This is a genomic window from Parabacteroides sp. PH5-46 (assembly GCF_029892785.1).
Classification (GTDB): Bacteria; Bacteroidota; Bacteroidia; order Bacteroidales; family Tannerellaceae; genus DFXE01.
Map to the genome: position 1 here is coordinate 44,894 of NZ_JARXXA010000022.1, position 18,162 is coordinate 63,055.

The 18,162-nt window shown below is 45.8% G+C and carries 17 protein-coding genes and 2 pseudogenes; 5 read left to right on the forward strand and 14 right to left on the reverse strand.

What is annotated here, in order from left to right:
- Positions 1-80: 80 nt before the first annotated feature.
- The 5 genes and pseudogenes from M2470_RS16950 to M2470_RS16970 form a co-directional block, all read right to left on the reverse strand.
- On the reverse strand, positions 81-1,322 hold the full coding sequence (locus tag M2470_RS16950) for a site-specific integrase (RefSeq protein ID WP_280746196.1): 1,242 nt from the start codon (positions 1,320-1,322) through the stop codon (positions 81-83).
- 371 nt (positions 1,323-1,693) lie between these two features.
- Positions 1,694-2,656: a family 43 glycosylhydrolase gene (locus M2470_RS16955; protein ID WP_280746197.1), complete on the reverse strand. Its 963-nt coding sequence runs from the start codon at positions 2,654-2,656 to the stop codon at positions 1,694-1,696.
- A gap of 30 nt (positions 2,657-2,686) precedes the next feature.
- A complete protein-coding gene (locus M2470_RS16960; protein ID WP_280746198.1) occupies positions 2,687-3,973 on the reverse strand; it encodes an acetylxylan esterase in 1,287 nt (428 codons plus the stop codon).
- A 4-nt stretch (positions 3,974-3,977) separates the two neighbouring features.
- On the reverse strand, positions 3,978-5,399 hold the full coding sequence (locus M2470_RS16965) for a glycoside hydrolase family 30 protein (RefSeq protein ID WP_280746214.1): 1,422 nt from the start codon (positions 5,397-5,399) through the stop codon (positions 3,978-3,980).
- Positions 5,391-7,919, reverse strand: a pseudogene (locus tag M2470_RS16970) (glycoside hydrolase family 3 C-terminal domain-containing protein); the annotation flags it as partial. The pseudogene M2470_RS16970 and the gene M2470_RS16965, both read right to left, overlap by 9 nt.
- A 208-nt stretch (positions 7,920-8,127) precedes the next feature.
- Between M2470_RS16970 and M2470_RS16975 the strand changes: the two are divergent.
- Together M2470_RS16975 and M2470_RS16980 are read left to right on the forward strand one after the other, a co-directional pair.
- Complete coding sequence (locus tag M2470_RS16975) at positions 8,128-8,349, forward strand: hypothetical protein (protein ID WP_280746199.1); 222 nt, start codon at positions 8,128-8,130, stop codon at positions 8,347-8,349.
- A gap of 116 nt (positions 8,350-8,465) precedes the next feature.
- A complete protein-coding gene (locus M2470_RS16980; protein ID WP_280746200.1) occupies positions 8,466-8,807 on the forward strand; it encodes a hypothetical protein in 342 nt (113 codons plus the stop codon).
- Positions 8,808-8,820: 13 nt separating this feature from the next.
- Here the strand turns inward: M2470_RS16980 and M2470_RS16985 are convergent, their stop codons facing one another.
- A complete protein-coding gene (locus M2470_RS16985; RefSeq protein WP_280746201.1) occupies positions 8,821-10,023 on the reverse strand; it encodes a hypothetical protein in 1,203 nt (400 codons plus the stop codon).
- A complete protein-coding gene (locus M2470_RS16990) occupies positions 10,010-11,326 on the reverse strand; it encodes a DUF4270 family protein (protein ID WP_280746202.1) in 1,317 nt (438 codons plus the stop codon). Before M2470_RS16990 ends, M2470_RS16985 begins: the two co-directional genes overlap by 14 nt.
- A 262-nt stretch (positions 11,327-11,588) precedes the next feature.
- Between M2470_RS16990 and M2470_RS16995 the strand changes: the two genes are divergently transcribed.
- Both M2470_RS16995 and M2470_RS17000 read left to right on the forward strand, forming a co-directional pair.
- Entirely contained in the window at positions 11,589-12,596 is a 1,008-nt protein-coding gene (locus M2470_RS16995; protein ID WP_280746203.1) for a kelch repeat-containing protein, read from the forward strand.
- The gene (locus M2470_RS17000) at positions 12,583-12,918 is read left to right on the forward strand and encodes a DUF4907 domain-containing protein (protein ID WP_280746204.1); all 336 of its coding nucleotides are present in this window, start codon (positions 12,583-12,585) and stop codon (positions 12,916-12,918) included. The genes M2470_RS16995 and M2470_RS17000 overlap by 14 nt, the downstream gene beginning before the upstream one ends.
- Before the next feature lie 107 nt (positions 12,919-13,025).
- On the opposite strand, the gene M2470_RS17005 is transcribed toward M2470_RS17000, so the two are convergent.
- A complete protein-coding gene (locus M2470_RS17005) occupies positions 13,026-13,706 on the reverse strand; it encodes a CDGSH iron-sulfur domain-containing protein (protein WP_280746205.1) in 681 nt (226 codons plus the stop codon).
- A gap of 6 nt (positions 13,707-13,712) precedes the next feature.
- Positions 13,713-14,024 (reverse strand): GNAT family N-acetyltransferase, encoded by a 312-nt coding sequence (locus tag M2470_RS17010; protein WP_280746206.1) that lies wholly within the window; start codon positions 14,022-14,024, stop codon positions 13,713-13,715.
- 361 nt (positions 14,025-14,385) lie between these two features.
- Here M2470_RS17010 and M2470_RS17015 point away from each other — a divergent pair, with 361 nt between their 5' ends.
- Positions 14,386-15,243: a pyridoxamine kinase gene (locus M2470_RS17015; protein ID WP_280746207.1), complete on the forward strand. Its 858-nt coding sequence runs from the start codon at positions 14,386-14,388 to the stop codon at positions 15,241-15,243.
- Here M2470_RS17015 and M2470_RS17020 read toward each other — a convergent pair.
- The 5 genes and pseudogenes from M2470_RS17020 to M2470_RS17040 form a co-directional block, all read right to left on the reverse strand.
- On the reverse strand, positions 15,230-16,093 hold the full coding sequence (locus tag M2470_RS17020) for an MBL fold metallo-hydrolase (RefSeq protein WP_280746208.1): 864 nt from the start codon (positions 16,091-16,093) through the stop codon (positions 15,230-15,232). The genes M2470_RS17015 and M2470_RS17020 overlap by 14 nt on opposite strands.
- 65 nt (positions 16,094-16,158) lie before the next feature.
- A complete protein-coding gene (locus tag M2470_RS17025) occupies positions 16,159-16,389 on the reverse strand; it encodes a hypothetical protein (protein WP_280746209.1) in 231 nt (76 codons plus the stop codon).
- An 80-nt stretch (positions 16,390-16,469) separates the two neighbouring features.
- Entirely contained in the window at positions 16,470-16,907 is a 438-nt protein-coding gene (locus M2470_RS17030; protein ID WP_280746210.1) for a LytTR family DNA-binding domain-containing protein, read from the reverse strand.
- Between the two features lie 133 nt (positions 16,908-17,040).
- Positions 17,041-17,799, reverse strand: a complete 759-nt coding sequence (locus M2470_RS17035; protein ID WP_280746211.1) for a LytTR family DNA-binding domain-containing protein — start codon at positions 17,797-17,799, stop codon at positions 17,041-17,043.
- Positions 17,796-18,071 (reverse strand): annotated as a pseudogene (locus M2470_RS17040) (histidine kinase); the annotation flags it as partial. The gene M2470_RS17035 and the pseudogene M2470_RS17040, both read right to left, overlap by 4 nt.
- Between the last annotated feature and the right edge of the window lie 91 nt (positions 18,072-18,162).

Genomic DNA, 18,162 nt, shown 5'->3' on the forward strand with positions numbered 1-18,162 from the left:
TTTTCTTATATGTTAATTGTAATCAGAAGAAAGCATGTGTAACTTCTGTTGAAGTTAACACTATGCCTTAATGGAATATTCTATACGTGACGTATAGCACGTACTACTTCTTCGTTTGCTTTATCCAGTATTGTACGATTAAATGAGGCTAGATAAATCCGCGTTGTCTTTTCGGAAGTATGTCCAAGCCCTTCACTAATAACGGCTAAAGGAAGATTTGTCTCCTTGGCTATGGATGCCCAGCTATGACGCGCCACATGTGTGGTTAGTTTATTATCAAGCTCCAACATGCGTGACAGAGCCGCCAAACGTTTGTTTTGCAAACGAAGTCCGCTTTCATATTGAAGACGAGGAGAAACATCCTTGTTTGTGATAATAGGGAGTAAATAAGGCGAGTCTGTTGTCTGAGATGAAAATAGTTGAAGTATTTCGTTCAATGTATCGGTTACTTTCATTTCTATTAACTGACCTGTCTTCTTTCGCCTGTATGACAGTATTCCGTCATGGAGGTTCTCTTTACTCAGATACGCCATATCAACAAAGGCCATACCACGGGCATGAAAACTAAAAAGGAACAAATGTAGCGCCTGTTTAAACCGGTCGGGCATGGAATTTATAGTTGTTTGATCACATTCCAGATCATTCAATATAGCCATTTCTTTACGGCTTAGAGCCCTTTTCCGAGTCGAGTCCAGACCCGTATATACATGCTTAAACGGAAAATGGTGAACCGGAGAAAATATACCTTCGTAAATAGCCTTGTTGTAGATTGCCCGAAGGTTACGCATATAAAAGGAGATCGTATTTAAAGTAAGACCTTCATCGCGTAAATGAGACTCAAAGTTTTTCAACAAGCGGGGAGTTATATCTTCAAAGGTTATTGAAGGGTCACCTGAGAAACTAATAAACCTGTCAAAGGTTGTATGATAAGCTCTCGCTGTGCGCACCTGTCCATTGGACAGTAATGCGTCTGAATATTTTTTTACATAAATAGCAAGATTATTCCCTTGCTTATATTGACGGTAAGCAGAAGCCAACGCCTCTGAGCTTAGAGATCCTTCGCTTTTCAGACTGTTAATTGTATTAAACAGATGTTGGCGATCAGCGGCTAATTCTCCTCGTGCCCATGTCAAATATTCAATACGCTCCGGATTATTATATAAATTAATAATTTCCTGCTTTTTAGAATCCCATTCATTAGGATATAAACGAATGGATGTAGAGACATTACGGACAGTCCGGCGACAAATTATTCGAATAAAAATGCGACTCATATGTTCTTCAATAGAAGAGGAGCGCATTACAAATTTAATAGAGACCATATTTTCTCATCTTATAGGGTTAGACCACGAATTCAAGAATAAAAACAATATTATTTCACATTAACACTTAAAAACAATGCAAAGATATGGAAACAGATTGAAATAATATGAAATTATAAACAGTAACGCATCATTTTATTCGTAAAAAATGAAAATTCAGACCTAATTTTACTATTCTTTTCACATATCGAACAGTTTTGTTTTCTTTTTTAACCTAAAATGCGAATATTTTAAAATTGCGGTTTAATTGTTAGAAAAACAGGATAACTATTCTTGTCGGTTTTCTTTAAAAATATCAAAAAATCGGCTGAGATAATACCTACAGTAATATCTCAGCCGATTTTAAAAGATACTGAAAGTTCGTTTGTCTATTACTGCGGGCGACCTGTCTGGATTACTTTTTGTATGGTTCCGTCGGGATTGTAGTATAGTTTGTCTACGCAGATAGAGCGGAGGTTGCCTTGACCGGAGAGTACTTTGTTGTGGTAGAAGGCATACCATTGGCCTTTGTATTCTACTATTGAGCCATGATTGGTGTCGCAGCCTGTCGGATCCATGTAGATGCCTTGGTATTTCCAGGGGCCTAAGGGGCTGTTGCTGGTGGCATAGTTCATGCGATTGCCTTCTTTGGGGTTGTGATTGTCTGAGTACGAGAGGTAATAGACACCGTTTCTTTTGTGTACCCAGGTGGCTTCGTGGAAATCCTGCAGGCCTTCCATAAAGGTTAATGGCTGAGCAAGCTCCATCATATTGTCGGCAAGGGGAGCTCCGGCGCATCTGCCGCCTCCGCCATAGTAGAAGTATACAGTTCCGTCGTCGTCGGTAAATACGCAGGGGTCTATCATGGCGAATGTATCGTCACCTAAGCCTTCTACGTAGCCTTGAACAGTGAAGTCGCTGGCCGGATTCTTACTGGTTGCTACGCCTACTTTCCATGTATTGTTCCAGTCTGTTCCGCTCGGGTGAGGGAAGTAATAGTAATAGGTTCCGTCTTTATAGGCGCAATCAGGAGCCCACATAAAACCACCTTCTGGCCTTCCCCAAGGCACCTGGCTTGAGTTCAGGATTTCGCCATGATCCGTCCAGTTGAGCATATCGTCTGTTGAGAATACATGGTATCTGTCCATCAAATCACAGCCACGCGGAGGGTCTATATCGTGGGAGGCATAGACATACAGCCTGCCGTCGTCCCATACATGGGCGGAGGGGTCTGCTGTGTACAGATGACGAATGAAAGGGTTTTCTGCCAAAATTACCTCTTCTGTCTGAGGTTTTACTTTGCAAGCTGTCAATGCTACGAAGACAGCCAGGATTGAGAATACTACTTTTTTCATACTTGTGTGTTGTAAATTAATTATTTCGTTCTATTTTACATTTAGTTTGTTCAGCACCCATGCCTCTACGGCCTGCATCTGTTCGTTAAAGTGCCAGTGGGCTGTTTCGGTATATAGCATTAGTGTTTTTTCTGCCGTAATCACATTATAAGCCGAGTACATCGTTGTGGGAGGACAGGCGGGATCGTTATATCCCCAAGTCAGACAGCCGGGCACCTTGATTAAGCGGGCAAAGTTCACCACATCATAATAGCGGGATGTTTCCAGCTTTTGCTCCCATCCAATCATCTTCGGATCTTTCAAGCCCGGCGAGCCTCCTGCGCGTCCGTGTTTATATCCGGTGATGTCGCACATGCCCGGATGGCGGGAGGTAAAGCAAGTAACCCTCGGGTCGAGAGCAGCCGTTATAATAGACAAGGCTCCCCCCTGGCTTCCGCCCATGCTTGCCAGATTTTTCTTATCGAAGTCATTTAATGTGAATAGGAAATCAATGGCTCTTACACAGCCTGTCAATACCCTTTTGAAGTAATAGGTATCCTTATTATCCAGGTTGTAATGCGAATAGCCTCGCAAGGCTCCGGCTGCCAGATTATTGTAAACCTCCTGTTGCATATTCACCGGGATTCCGTGTATGCCTATCTCCAGGGTTATCACTCCCCGGCTTGCCAGCGATTTATAGCCCGAAAACGAATGGAGGCCTGCGCCGGGCAGTTGCAATACTGCCGGATACTTTCCTTCTTTCTTCGGGACACATAGCATGCCGTAGATATAGCTTCCGGGCGCATTGTTCTGAAACCTTACATGGTACACATTCAGATCCGGAGTACAATACTCGGGCATCAGTGTCATCAGAGGCTCTAGGGGCACATTGGCGGCTTCCTGTTTTGCCTGATTCCAGAAATCCATAAAGTCGGCCGGTAGCGTGGTGGTCGGTTGTATTTTTGCAGGTTCATATCCCAGGTTTACATACTCCGAGTAGTTTCTGCCGTCTACTTCTGTGCTAACGCGGACGGTCTGAAAGCCGGGTGTTTTCATACCCGGCACTTTCATACTTACTTCCTTTTTCTTTATGTCCAGCGATGTTTCTTTTTTAGGGGGGAACATTTCCGGGCCGTACGAGCACTTGACTGTGATATTACTTAAGCGTACGTTATTTTTCAATACATAGATACTGACTTCCGCCTCCTCTCCTACCCGATATGTCCAGTCCGCATGATTGGGCTCGATGATAATCCTGATTAATTTCTGCGAAGGCTGGGCAAATAAGCCCGAAGCAAACAGAAAAGCAGAGAACAAGGCTACTATAACTGTTTTCATCTCTTTAATTATTAATGATGATTGTATGGAACGATTGCGGTTTCAACTCCACAGAAATCACGTCCTCTCCTATTTTAATGGCAGGAGACTGTACTTTATTTTCTTTATTCTGCATTACCAGGACAATACTGCCATCCGTATTCTCAAACGCTAACATATTTGTGTATTCACCGGAAACGTTCAAGCGCTTGGCACCGGGGCGTACATAGTGGCTGAAGTGCTTCATCAGGTAATATTCGTAGTTGTATTTGTACGTCCGGTTGGCGGGATTAACAGTAACCAACGAATTCTGGCTCCATCCCCAACGGCTAATGCCTCCTTCCTCAAGCGAGGTATTCCAGTAGGTATATACATTTGTCCCGTTAGACAGGTAATGCTTCATCAAATCCCAGGCGTAACAGCAATACTCCCAGTCGTTTTTGCCGTTACCACATTCCTGTTCGGTCTGGTAGAGCTTCAGCGACGGATAGTCGGTATGTACTTTCTCAATGGCGCCTTTTCCGGCCCACTGGAAACCAACTCCCTCCAGGTAACGTTTGCTCAGTTTGTCTGTCAGCAAGGTATCTGTCAGCAAGGTGTTGGCTCTCTCCATGGTTCCGAACATAAGGTCTACGCCTATGCCTTTCATCTGTGGGCCGAGGTATTCGCCTACAAAGCGGCTGATACCTTTGGCTGTCCAGGTGCAACTTGGGAATATCTGGCAAGAGTTAAACTCATTCTGGGGCATTACCATAAAGATGTTGATTCCCTCTTTCCTGTAGGCCTCAACGAACTTGGAGAAATACAAAGCGTATGCTTTGAAGTATTTTTCCTCCTGAATAAACATATTGCTGCCCTCGGCTCCCTGTTGGTCTACAGCTAAACCATTCCTGTATTGCTCTGCCAGACCGGCATCCGGTACGGCGCAGGCATAATGCTTGTTGTATTTCATCCAGCTGGGGGGCGACCAAGGCGAAGCCCATACCTTAACGTCGGGATTATATTTCTGAGCCTCTTTAATAAAGGGGATCAATGTCTCGTAGTCGTTGGCTATAGAGAAGTTCTTCATCTCAAAATCACCTTCCGTCTCATTGTACGAGTACCAGTTACGGGAGAAATCATTCGCGCCTACAGGCATCCGGCAGATGGTAAAGTTCGCACCATAGCCGGGCGTAAACAATTCACGCATGATGGTGAAGCGGTCGTATTCGGACAGCATACTCAAAGAAGTCCAGCCCAACTCATTGAAGCAGGTTCCGAAGCCTTCGATGGTCTGCAAAGGCTTGTTCCTGTCTACAACAGTAGAGGCATTTCCTTTCTTCCAGGCGATGCCTTGGGCGTCTTGAAGCTGCCAGGATGCATCCTGTGTAGAAGTTACCCACTCGGCTTGTCCGGCTTTCAGCGGCTGAGGCACAGGAGCCAGGCGGGTATCTTTTGTCAGACGGATATCGGCAGAAGAAGAACCTACCATGATCTGATATGTACCTGAAGGCACGATAAAGCGTTCTTTCCCTTCATCCCAGTAGCGTAGGTTGTCTTTCTTTACCTCTATCTCGATAGCTACCGTTTCGCCCTTGCGAATGTGTGTCCGGCGGAAGCCTTTCAATTCCTTCATTGGTCCGTTCTCAATCGGCAGTTTTACATAGAGTTGGGATACTTCATCGCCATCCAGTTTTCCGGTATTCTTTACCTGGAAACGAACGCTTACGGTCTCTCCCTTATCTTCCACTTGCAGGTTGCTATATTTATATGTAGTATAACTCAATCCATAGCCAAAGGGATATAACGGTTTACCTTTGAAGTATTGGTAGGTCCGGCCTTTTGCCACATCGTAATCGTCAAAGGGAGGCAATTCATCCAGGCTATTATAATAGGTAAGCGGCAGACGCCCGCCGGGGTTATAGTCGCCAAACAATACTTCGGCAACGGCTGTACCTCCCTGCTCGCCCGGATACCAGGCATTCACGATGGCGGGGACATGTTCTTCCATCCAGTTGACAGCCAGTGAGCTACCAGCTACCAACACGACTACGGTATTCGGATTTACTTTATATATTTCTTCGATAAATTCCTGCTGATCGGCAGGCAGATGTATATCGTAACGGTCTTGCCCTTCACGCTCGATGGATTTGTTGATACCCATTACAGCTATCACCATATCGCTGGAACGCGCCGCCTTACCCGCTTCGCCATACATATCGATCCGTTCTTTTTTGGCTACTTCCGGAACGCGCCATTGCAGGCGGCAAACGGCATAGTCCCTGTTATCCCAGTACTCCGCACGCAGGTCATAGGTCTGCCCGGCTACTAAGTTTACTACCGCCGTATCTGTCTGCACAGCATGTCCGCCCCAGCTATCGATCAGCATCTTGCCATCCAGGCTTAAGCGGGCGCCATCGTCAGACATCAGGCTAAAGGTATAACTTCCCGAAACCGTTGGGCGCAATTTCCCTGTCCAGCGAATAGAAAGCGGAGACTTGGGCAAGAAAGGACCCGGCGCCTGGTTGGCAGGTTCAAAATTAATCCATTCTTCTTTTCGTACCACAGGCGTACCTTTCAGTTCCGTATTGTCGAAGTATTCCACTTGTAAGCCTTCGGGGAAATTTGCTCCCTGCACAAGCTCCATACCGTCTTTTGCCGATTTCCAGGAGGCGTAATTAATCTCTATCCCTTTGTCTGCTACCCGGCGGCGAATCCCTTCCAATATAGAGATCGGTTCGTTTACCGGCGCTCCGCTATAATCGCCAAATTCACTGCTTCCGGCATTAATACCTACTACGGCAATGGATTTTACCTTTTGGGTATTAATAGGCAATGTGTTATTCTTGTTCTTCAGCAATACGATGCTCTGACGGGCAGACTCCAATGCCAGTTCTTTATGCGCTTCGGAGCCTACAACAGCAGGCGATAGCTTGGTATAGGGATTCAAGGCAGGATCATCAAACAAGCCCAGACGCATACGGGCATGCAACACCCGGTAAGCCGCCCGGTCGATATCTTCGTTCGATACCATCCCCTGATAATACGCATTCACAAGGAGCTGACGATATACATCGTCGCCACACTCCAAATCGAGCCCTGCTTTGATAGACAGGGTAGCGGCGGCTTCCTTGGTCTTTACATATTTATGAGCCGACACCAGCAGGCTGGGACCTCCACAGTCGGACACTACATATCCGTCGAATCCCCACTCTTCCCGCAGTACTTTGTTCAATAGCCAGGGGTTGGCGGTACAAGGTACATCGTTCAAGGCATTGTATGCCGACATGAAGGAGGCAGCTTTGCCCTCTTTCACCGTCATTTCAAAAGCGGGGAAATAATATTCCCTCAACTGTTTCTCGGATATCTGCGGGTTGCAAACAAAGCGGTTATGCTCTTCGTTATTGGCTGCAAAGTGTTTGGGCGTAGATACTACCTTCAGGTAGCGCGGATCGTTGCCTTGCAATCCTTGCACAAAGGCAGCGCTCAATACGCCGGACAGGTAAGGATCTTCGCCGTAGGTTTCCGGTGTACGTCCCCAACGAGGGTCACGCGCCATATTAACCGTCGGCGACCAGAATGTAAGCAAGTCGCTGAACTGCATGTTCTGTAGCCTGCCTCCGTCTAACTCGTTCCAACGGGCACGAGCCTCGTCCGAAATGGCAGTAGCTATCTTGTAGTGAAGTTCCGGGTTCCACATACTGGCCATCCCGATAGCCTGCGGAAAAACGGTGAACCTACCCGGACGCACCACGCCATGCAAGGCTTCGTTTCCGTGGTAGTAATGCGGAATACCCAGGCGGGAAATGCCGGGCGAAGTAGCCGTTAGCAAACTAATCTTTTCTTCTACCGTAAGTTTTGACAATAAGTCTGTTATTCGTTCATGTACAGGAGCCTTCTCGTCCAGATATACTTCTTTTTTCTGGGCGGAAAGCGCCAAGGGAATAATGAGTAACAAACCAATAAAAATCCTTCTCAAACTTTTCACATTAAACTCCATATCTTTTCTGTTTTTCATACGTACAAAACCTTCATTCCATGCGTGCTTTCTATTGGTCGATAGCTATCGGTCAGTTGGCTGACGGCCGTAGGCCAATTAACCGACAATTGTCAACCAATTGACTGACGGCTATCAGTCAACAATTTGCACGCTTGTCTTGTTCTGAAATAGGTTGTCATTCAACTGAAGTATACTTATGTCAGAAACGAAACATGGAGGCGGTATTAGTTTTGATGCGATTCGGCGCTATGCAACTCAGTATAAGGCTGAAGCTTTGCGTTTGTTTTTCTCAAATGATTTATCTTTGACCCGTATGAAAAAGGAAAAAGACACAAAATCGTTGGAGAAAGAGATCTTGCGCTTGCAGCAGGAGTTAAAATCGGCCAACATCAAAGCTGAAGGGCTACTGTATACGTGAGCCCTGCTTTTGTCAGTCCCTTGAAGATATCGAAGGAAGGATCCATTGCCGGTTGTGCGTAGCAGCTTAGGACAATAAAAGACATCAGAAGGTAGGCTACAATCCTTCCCTTTGCCTTGCTTTCCATTGTTTCCAAGGGCGAACTGCTGCCGAACATTCAGACTGAGTGGATAGACTCATTTAAGTCTGATTTGTCCAATCAGTTGGTCGATATCCTCTTAGATATCTATGCGCAGTCCGAAATACGGAGGCATTCACACTTCAGCATCCTGTTGGCTGATACCATCTTTATCCATGACTCCCTGAACGAAGATGCACTAAGCATCAAGTGTGCCCATCTGGTGCAAATGGGTAAATACGGACTGGCTCAGAAGGCCTATACCCTCTTCCAAAAAGAATACAAAACCCTCTTCAACTCCTCTTTCCCTCACTCCTTTGAACAGGTAATCAACAAGTGAGAGTCGTAGTACATCAAAGTTTTACTTTGTAGAAGTTCTCGCTCAGGGTATAGCTTACAGTGAGCCCGATGACGTCTTTCTGGAGGGTATTACCCTTTAGCTGTAACTTGTCGTAGAAGAAAGAAGCACTAATCTGCCCATTCGACACCGGAAACCCTAATCCAAGTGTTGCCCGCCAACCCAGACCTCCCTTTCCGTTGATGTTATAGTACGGCGTGGAGAGGTTAAAACCGGCCTTATAGCTCATCCGCTTCCAGTAATTTTTGATTCCATAGCCTTGGGGCGAATAGCAAAGGCCGGAACGAAGCTCGTGCGCATCTTTGAACACAACCCGGCTGGCGCCCGACTTCAATGCACTGTACTTACGGAAGGTATAGTCGAGGCCATACGTCATATGTTTATATTGTAAAGAGCCACCCAGTCCGGCAAACTGAGGTAGATACTGCGTGATCTTTCTGTTCGTCGTTTCTGTTTCGGATAGCGAAGAGGTGATGGTCTGCTTATTCTCCAGCTTTATCTTTTGCTCATAGCCGTATACGGCACCAAGCGTTACTCTTGTATGTTTATTCAGGGCACGCTGATACTGCAAGCCGAAATCCGCATAGAAAGCGCGTGCGTCCATGTACTGCTTGAGGGACATATTGTCTTGCGTTTCCTTCTGGGTCATCGTCCCGAAGATATAGCTGATATTAACGCCCAATGAGAGATTCCAGGGGAGTAAAAACGCATTAGAAACAGAGGCTTTGGATAGTCCGCCGTCCCCCTCAAAGGTACTTTCAATCGTACTCGAGGCAGTACCTTCCAATGGCTGGGAGCTTTTGAAGTAATAGCCCACCGTAGAGTAAGGCGTAAGGCTTGCTGCCATATACCAGCGGGGTATAATGCGACCTCCCATCATAAAGGCAGACACATTGCCGGTAAAAGCGTTGTTCGATTTACCTCGCGACTGATAGTTTTCACTCTTCAGGAAGGCTGAGACCTCTGCTATCAGCCGGCAGCTATCCATCCCCGTCAGTCCGGCAGGGTTTTCTACATTAATCAGCATCGGCTGGCGCATCCCGTAGGCCACGCCTCCCATAGCTGCATTCTGTCCGTATAGCCCGGATACCATCTCTCCAAGGCCAAACATGGAATAGGGCGACGAGGTCATTGTATTTTGTGCTGCAACAGGCAAGGCCGGAAGCAACAAGAGGAAGATATATTTAATAGCTTTCATATATTTTGTATACTAGTTGTAAGACGATAGGGTTTTTACTCTGCTGATCACCTATAAGCAGGTTGTTGATTGTTTTGGTATAGCCATCCGTATCGAATACCAGTTGCAAATTATGTTTGTACATACCCTCCGCCCCCATTTCTTCTTTGATAAAGTCGGTTATATCAAAGTAGTAATAGGTTTCATCATCGTACGTGTCATTTTTTAGTAAAGTTCCGGCCTGTACTTCTTCGCCCAGGTAGTCTGTTACCGCATTGGTTATCACATTGTTTTCGTCGGCGATGTAGAGATAGATATTCTCAGGTAGCGGGTTATAAGTAGAATAGGTGCCCTTCGCCGGGTATATCTTCAGGTATGCTGCTTCTACCAAGACCTGCTCCCCTTGAGTCCTCAGGTTATTCAGATACGGAAACTCTACACGCGTGTACCAGCCCATACCTCCGGCCAGCAATGCCATATTGTCAAGGGAATCAGACGGTATCACAGCGCCTTTGGCGGGATAGGACTCCATGCGGGTGCCACTACGGTCTTGGGTGATGTGGTTAAACTGGTCGCTCGTTTTAGGCCAAAACATTAGCTCCTGACTATTCTCCAGCTCATCGGCTATCCGGTAACGCAGCGAGAGGCTAGCCGAGGTATCCGCCAGCGAGAAACCTAATAGTGACTGGTTCGCATCGCCCTCCGGAACGATTGCAATACCCTTAAAATAGTCCTCAAAGCGGTCACTCGATACTGCCTGATCCCGCGCGTGGAACTTTTGGAGCAAATCCTTACCCAGTTCGTCTGAAAGGCGGATCTCAATGAGAGTCGTATCGTTTGGTTTCGGTTTGAAGGTATAGGTACCGAGAGGCTCGGAGCTATAAGTTACCGAGTTATGATTGTACAGGTAGCCATTACTATTCAGGATAATCTTTTGGGTGAGGGCATAGATATTCAGTCGTAGTTGTTGAGTTGTGTCGCCCAGAAAATAGCGATTAGGTGAGATCTGCAACATCAGCGAATCAAGCCGCACGCTTTCATCCGAGTCCAGATTATACGAGGGGCGGTTGTAAGGGATAAAGGCAGCGGCTGAAACCGTTCCCCACACCGGATGACCGTAACACCCCACCAGTGCCACTTCCTTGCCGGAGGTCTCCAGCGAATCAACCGAGATCGAAGCCAGCCTCACGGTACAGGTGTCGACACTCACGTTTCTGAAAACTGACTCTACCAGAGAGTCACCGTAGCTATTATTCTCATCATAACAAGAGGCCAGCAGTCCGGCCGTCAGCAGCAATATTACAATAGATAGGTGTTTGTACATAAAATTATACGTTCATTAGTACTACATAGAAGCGGGTACAAAGAAGAGCCAAAAGTTTGCATCCTCCAAGTGTATCCTGTCAACGCCCCGTTTCAATCGGTCAGTCCCCATCCTGTGGTCTTTAAGTGCATAAGGCCTATGATTACCCCTTGTATCTGCGCGTTGACCGAGGCAAATGGCTCGTTGACCGATTTAATTTGCCGGGTAAGTAAAACTCTTGTTCATTTGCCCTCAAAACAACCCATAAATACATATAACGAGTATGACACAACACAAACTGATAGCTCTGTTGATTGCCTTATTCCCGGCATTTTTTTCTTCATGTGGTGATGACGATGACGACGACTTGATCGGAAAGTGGTACCGCGTATCCGACATGGACGGATTGGCACGCAGCGATGCCTCCTCATTTACGATAGGCAACAAAGGGTACCTCGTTTGTGGTTACACCGGCTCAGAACGCCTCACCGACCTGTGGGAATATGACATTGCGCAGGATTTTTGGACACAAAAGGCAGCCTTTCCGGGTACAGCACGTAATTCTGCCGTAGGATTTAGTGTAGGGAGCAAAGGATATCTTGGAACGGGCTTCGACGGCGAGAATTACCTCAATGATTTCTGGGAATACGACCCCGCCTCGAACAATTGGACACAAAAAGCAGACTTCCCGGCCTCCGCAAGGATAGGCGCCGTAGCCTTCGGACTATCAGGCAAAGGATACATAGGATGTGGATATGATGGAAACTACCAGAAAGATTTCTATGCCTTTACTCCTTCCACCAACAGCTGGGAGCAGATCATAAGCATTGGAGGTAGTAAACGTCAGGGCGCTACAGCTTTTGTAATGAATGACAACGTGGCGTATGTCTGCTGCGGACAAAATAATGGCGATCACATCTATGACTTCTGGAAATACGACGCTTCAACCAAGCAGTGGACCCAGTTGCGCGATATCGCCAACACTTCAGACGATGATTATGACGATGATTATAACATAGTACGGGCAAACGCAGTAGCTTTTGTCATTGATGGTGCGGCTTACATAGCCTGTGGTGAAAACAGCGGAAGCTTGCGTACCGATACCTGGAAATATTACCCCACAACGGATCTGTGGGAGAACGTTTCCAAATTCAAGGGATCCGCCCGTACAGTAGCGGCTTCTTTCTCCACTGGCGAGAGAGGATTCGTGGTATCAGGAAAGAGTGGCACCTACCGTTTTGATGACATATGGGAACTACACCCTTATGAATACGACGATGATGAATATTAAAGGCAAGAAGATTGCAGTAGGATTGCTACTATTCCTGATGCTCATTCTATCATTTACACTTCACCGGGGATATATGGGAAACCCCGGTGGCCGGCAACCGGAGTTGCAAACGTTTCAATCGGGGGACGGATGGGGCTATCGCATTATGTTTGATACCAAGGTACTAGTCTATCAGCCCACCGTTCCTGCGATTGATACAATTATGACATTCCCTACTGAGTCTTCCGCCCGCCAACTGGGCTCATTAGTACTCAAGAGGATCAAGAAAGGAGAAAATTTTACAGTAACATACAATGAAGTAAAACATTCACTCTCTCATTAAGGACAATAAATAGTTCTTATTCATTCGGGGAAGGCTGGCTATTGATTAGTCGGCCTTCTTTGTTTGTCTCTCATTGTTTAGTTCTACATTCATGTACAACTAAACACCTACTCTTTTACACTTTTCAAGTGGCTGGCGTCGCAGAAAGGTTTGTTCTTACTCTTTCCACAGCGACAAAGCGTTACCCTGTTACGCGTCGGATAAGGATCGCCGGCATCACTTTCTATCAAAATACCACCCTTTACCCATAAAGGCCCCATTACGCCGGCTCCCGGGTCTTCCAGGGCGCTTATCTCCTTCCTTAATTTGGGCTCCAGGTGTAAGCCTTCTTTGTTCACAGCTGTAAGTCTACCACTCGGGCATGCCTTGGTTTGGTGTTTTACAATCCTTTTGGCATCCGGATGATTGGACGTTTCTACCAAATTCCATGTGCCGCTCTTTGTATCGCAGAAACGAGCACCTGCACATAATTCTTCAGCATCCAGCAAGTCTATCTGCTTACCTTCGATAAACTTTGCCATTTCCTCATAGGTAGTCGTAGGGGCTGTTTCCGTACCATCGAAACCCTTATTGTGAGAACCGTCACAATAAGGCTTATCTTTACTCATCCCACAGCGGCAAAGATGCACTATTTCATCCGTTTCGTACTTCTCCAACTCTTCATATTCAAGTGAAAACTTCCGAGCGTTGGGCACATAGCGCAAATGATTTAATGGAATATTCCCCATTGCTTCATAAGGACCGTCTTCTAATACTTTAATCTTTTTGTAACTTGAGTAAAATACCATAATAATTCATCCTTTAAATTTACTTTCCCACTCATTGGGTACCAATAGATCTTTATAAGCAGGCGTTTTCCTGAAAACATAGTTGGCAAAATGGCATAACGGAACAACATAGACTCCCTTCTCGCGGGCAAAATCTGCAATAGCACCTATCAACGCCTTGCCCACGCCCCTACCGCCATATTCATGATTTATTTCTGTATGATAAATAATGACTGTATCATCATCATCGTTGATGTAGATAATCATACCTGCTTCCTTTCCACCTATAAAAGCCCTAAAAATACCTCTATCTATGTGCTCTTCGTGTTTAATTTCCATCTTTCTGTCTTTTAAACGTTAGTCTTTTTCATATAAAACATCAAACGGCTTCATATAGTTGTCAAAAGTAATAAATAAAATACAGAAAAAGAAGAATCAATTGCCACTATTTGATTTCCAAACACCCCTTTTTAACATAAAGGGAGTGACTCTTAGAGTTTCAATCGTTTCGTTTTGCACACAAAGAGTGGCTCCTGGATATTCGCCCACATGGTTTGAGAACGTCCGAGTGGCTCCTCGTCCGTAAAACGAAACTCACGAAGTTTTAATTGTTGCGTATTCCGCCACAATTTTATGTAGCAGAAAGAAAAGATACTCTGGGATATTATTCATAAATTTGTAGCTTATAATAATCGTTTCAATGGAAAGTACATCACTTCAGAGGGTTGCTGCGATACACGATCTTTCCGGTTTCGGAAAGTGTTCGCTTACGGTAGCACTCCCTATTTTATCGGCAGCAGGCATAGAAGTAAGTGCCATGCCAACAGCAGTATTGTCTACTCATACGGGAGGCATTACAGGTTTTACATATCTGGATACCACCAGTGAGATGCGTCCCTTCATGGACCATTGGAAGTCTTTAAACATTCAGTTTGACGCCATCTATAGCGGATTTCTGGGTTCTTTCGAGCAGTTGGATATCGTAAGTGACTTCTTTGATACATTCAGACAAAAAAACAACCTCATCCTTGTAGATCCTGTAATGGCCGACAATGGTGAGCTATATAAAATATTCACACCCGAGTTTGCCCTCGGTATGAAGGAACTCTGCCGGAAGGCCGACATCATCGTACCTAATATAACGGAGGCTACCCTCTTACTGGGAGAACCTTACCAACCCGGCCCCTACTCCAAAGCCTACATAGAAGACTTGCTGAAGAAGCTGAGCCAACTGGGTCCGAAACAAGTAGTGCTAACAGGCGTTTACTTTGAAGAGGAAGAGCTGGGCGCCGCTACTTACGACCGGACAACGAACCAGACCGGCTATACCTTCGTACCCAAAATACCGGGATACTACCACGGAACAGGAGATGTATTCGGCAGCGCATTACTGGCGGCATTGATGAATGGCTTCAGCCTGGAGCAATCAGCCGGAATTGCCGTCCGCTATACAGCAGGCAGCATCCTGCGGACCTACGAGGCCAAAGCCGACTACCGCTTCGGAGTAGATTTTGAGCATGGCTTCCCCGAATTGCTCCGCGAACTTAAAAAGGTATAAAGGAATAACCTCCTGAGGCTTGCCTTTTGATACTTCCCATTGCCGGGTAGGCTACGTGCATACCCGCTATGGGTATATTATACTTGGATACATATTCGAGTACTTGCTTGCGGGCAGCAATTGCATCGTCGGGGTTCACATCGTAGGTGACTGCTACTTGCGGATAAGGCATTTGTAGAGCCATCGCATGAGTCAGATCGCCCCAAACCAGTAGTTTTTCACCGCCCGACTCCAACATATATATCGTATGACCGGGGGTATGTCCGTAAGCGGCATAGGCTGTGAGTCCGGGGACCAAATCGGTAGTTGATTTGCCCAGCTCACAGGGTTGGAATAAATGTAGTTGGTCTTTGTAGGCGGCAATGATCTGTTGCTGCTGCTTGAATTTTTCATCACCCATCCAGTAGTCGTACTCCGGCTGCGAAAGATAGAGCTTGGCATTGGGGAACATAACGACTCCTTCACGAAGGAGGCCGCCTGTATGGTCGCCATGCATGTGTGTAAGCAAGATAATGTCTATCTGAGAGGGGGAAACGCCTAGTGATTCGAGGTTATTGAATAACTCGCGGCCAAGACCGGCATCTACCAGAACTGTTTGGGAGGGCATTTGCACAAGAAAAGCATTCATTGCATTGGGAAAGGTACCTTCAGGGGCGCATGCAGCGATCATTTCATCTGTTGCGCCAATTAAAATGCCTTTATTACCTTGTCCCTGAGATTCAGCCAACAGGTTGATGATGGAAGTTCCTACCGGGTAGGAATAGACGTGGTTCGCGTTTTGAGCAGTTGAGTTTCCTGCTGATAGCAGGAAACCCAGGCTGATGATAGTGGTTGCTATTATATTCTTCATATTCATATAATTTGAACAACAAATATATGAATAAAAAGAAATGGAAAGCAATTAGTGCAAATTAGTTAGTTCATTTTGTTGTCCAGAGTCTTCAGTTCCTGAAGTTTCTGTTCAATTTCTTCTTTTTCTTTGATCAGACGAAGTTCTTCGTTTCCTAACTTTTCTTTCTTATACCGAAGTGCGTACGCAATTACATCCTCCAATTCGGAGAAGCTAAGATACTTCAAATGATTCTTTACTTCTTTGTACGCTGTCTCTTTCTTGACCATATTGGTCTGTCCTTTTGGTCGTGCCATATTCTTGTTGTTTAAATGATTTTCTAATATAACATAGAAAGGATTAAATTTGTTTTCAACATGTGCTGAAATGAATAAATCTACTCCTGCAAGACCAACTGTTTCATTAAATTCGGGAGGTAGGAATCGCTGATGGGGATCAAGTCGTTATTGATACGTATGCGTTTGCGTTCAATGTAGTTAATATGCTGGATCGCGACGATGTATGAGCGGTGCACACGGCTAAATTCTTTGCCCGTAAGGATGGATTCAAAGCGCTTGAGGCTCACTTGGGATAAGAGGCATTTTCCGTTGGTTCGATGTATCTTCACGTAATCACCGTAACCTTCGAGATAGAGGATTTCTTCTCTGCGCACGCGAATTATTTTGCTTCCTTCTTTCACAAAGAGGGGCATCTCGGGCTGGTCCTTGTATAAAACTTCATGTACGTCTTCCAATGCTTTGTCGAGCTTCTCAAAATAACTCATCAAGGAATCCAATGTGGCTGAGTCGCCATCAAAAGTGATACATTTTAGCATAATGATTGGCTTCTTTTTAATTGTTTGAGAAGCAAAGTAAAACGGAAAGTCCGTGAAGAAAGGTTAACGATCGGTGAGTAGTTTCATTTTGGCGGTGAAACGCCCTGCTAAAAGGGTGAAACGCCACGGGTATTTATGGCTCCAGAAGGATCCACTTCTTGAAGAGGGGGGACTTTACTTTGCTGATAATGATTCGCTCCGGGACGGGGAGGATGAGGTTAACCGACAGTCGACTTCCAAACCAAAGGTCGACGTCTTTAATGGCCTTCCTGGAGATGATGAACTGACGGTTGGCTCGGAAGAAAAGAGCCTCATCGAGTTGTTCGCTTAGGGCGTCAAGTGTACGATCTACCGGATGTTCTTTGCCGTCTGCGGTGTAAGCTGTCACCTTCTCATTAGCGGTGTAGAAGAATAATACTTCCTCTACGGATAAGGGATAGAACTTGTCGGGTAGCATGACTAACAAGCTCTTGATAATGTGCCTGTCCTGAATAGTCTGGTTGGTCTGCCGGATATGCTCCCGGCGTTGCTCGATGTCAAAGAGTCGCAATTTATTAAGCGCCCGTTCGAGGGCTTCCAGTGTGACTGGCTTCAGGAGGTAGTCAATACTGCTTACCTGGAAGGCTTGCAACGCATACTCATCATAAGCCGTAGTGAAAACGACAGGCGCCCCTATTTCCACCTGCTCAAAGATGCTGAAAGCGGAACCGTCGGCGAGGTGGATATCCATGAATATAATGTCGGGGTGAGGGTAGCTCTTAAAGTAATCAACACTCTCTTTGATGCTCTCAAGTTCGGCAACAACTTCTACCGGCGCTACTTTGTTCTGCGCAAGTACAGCCTTGAGCGTATGGGTGGCAACGGTTTCGTCTTCAATGATAACTGCTTTCATACCTTAGAGGGTTTATTGAGTAAAGGAAGGGACACCTTGAAGTATTCTTTTCGGTCGGAGATGTGGATATCCTTGCCTGTGAGCATACGATAGCGTCCCCAGAGGTTCTTCAGGCCGATCCCGCTGCTGTTATTCTCTTCGTTCTTGGGCTGAATATGGTTGGAGACAACCAACTGATCCTCATTCGTAGTATAAATATCGACTCGTAAAGGGTACTGCTTGCTGATCACATTGTGCTTGACGGCATTTTCGATCAGCGGCAAGATACTTAGTCTATCCTTAAAAGCATTTCATTTATTTGATTGACAATATATTAGTTTGATTATTTCTTGTTTATATCTGCAAGAATTAGTATCTTTATCT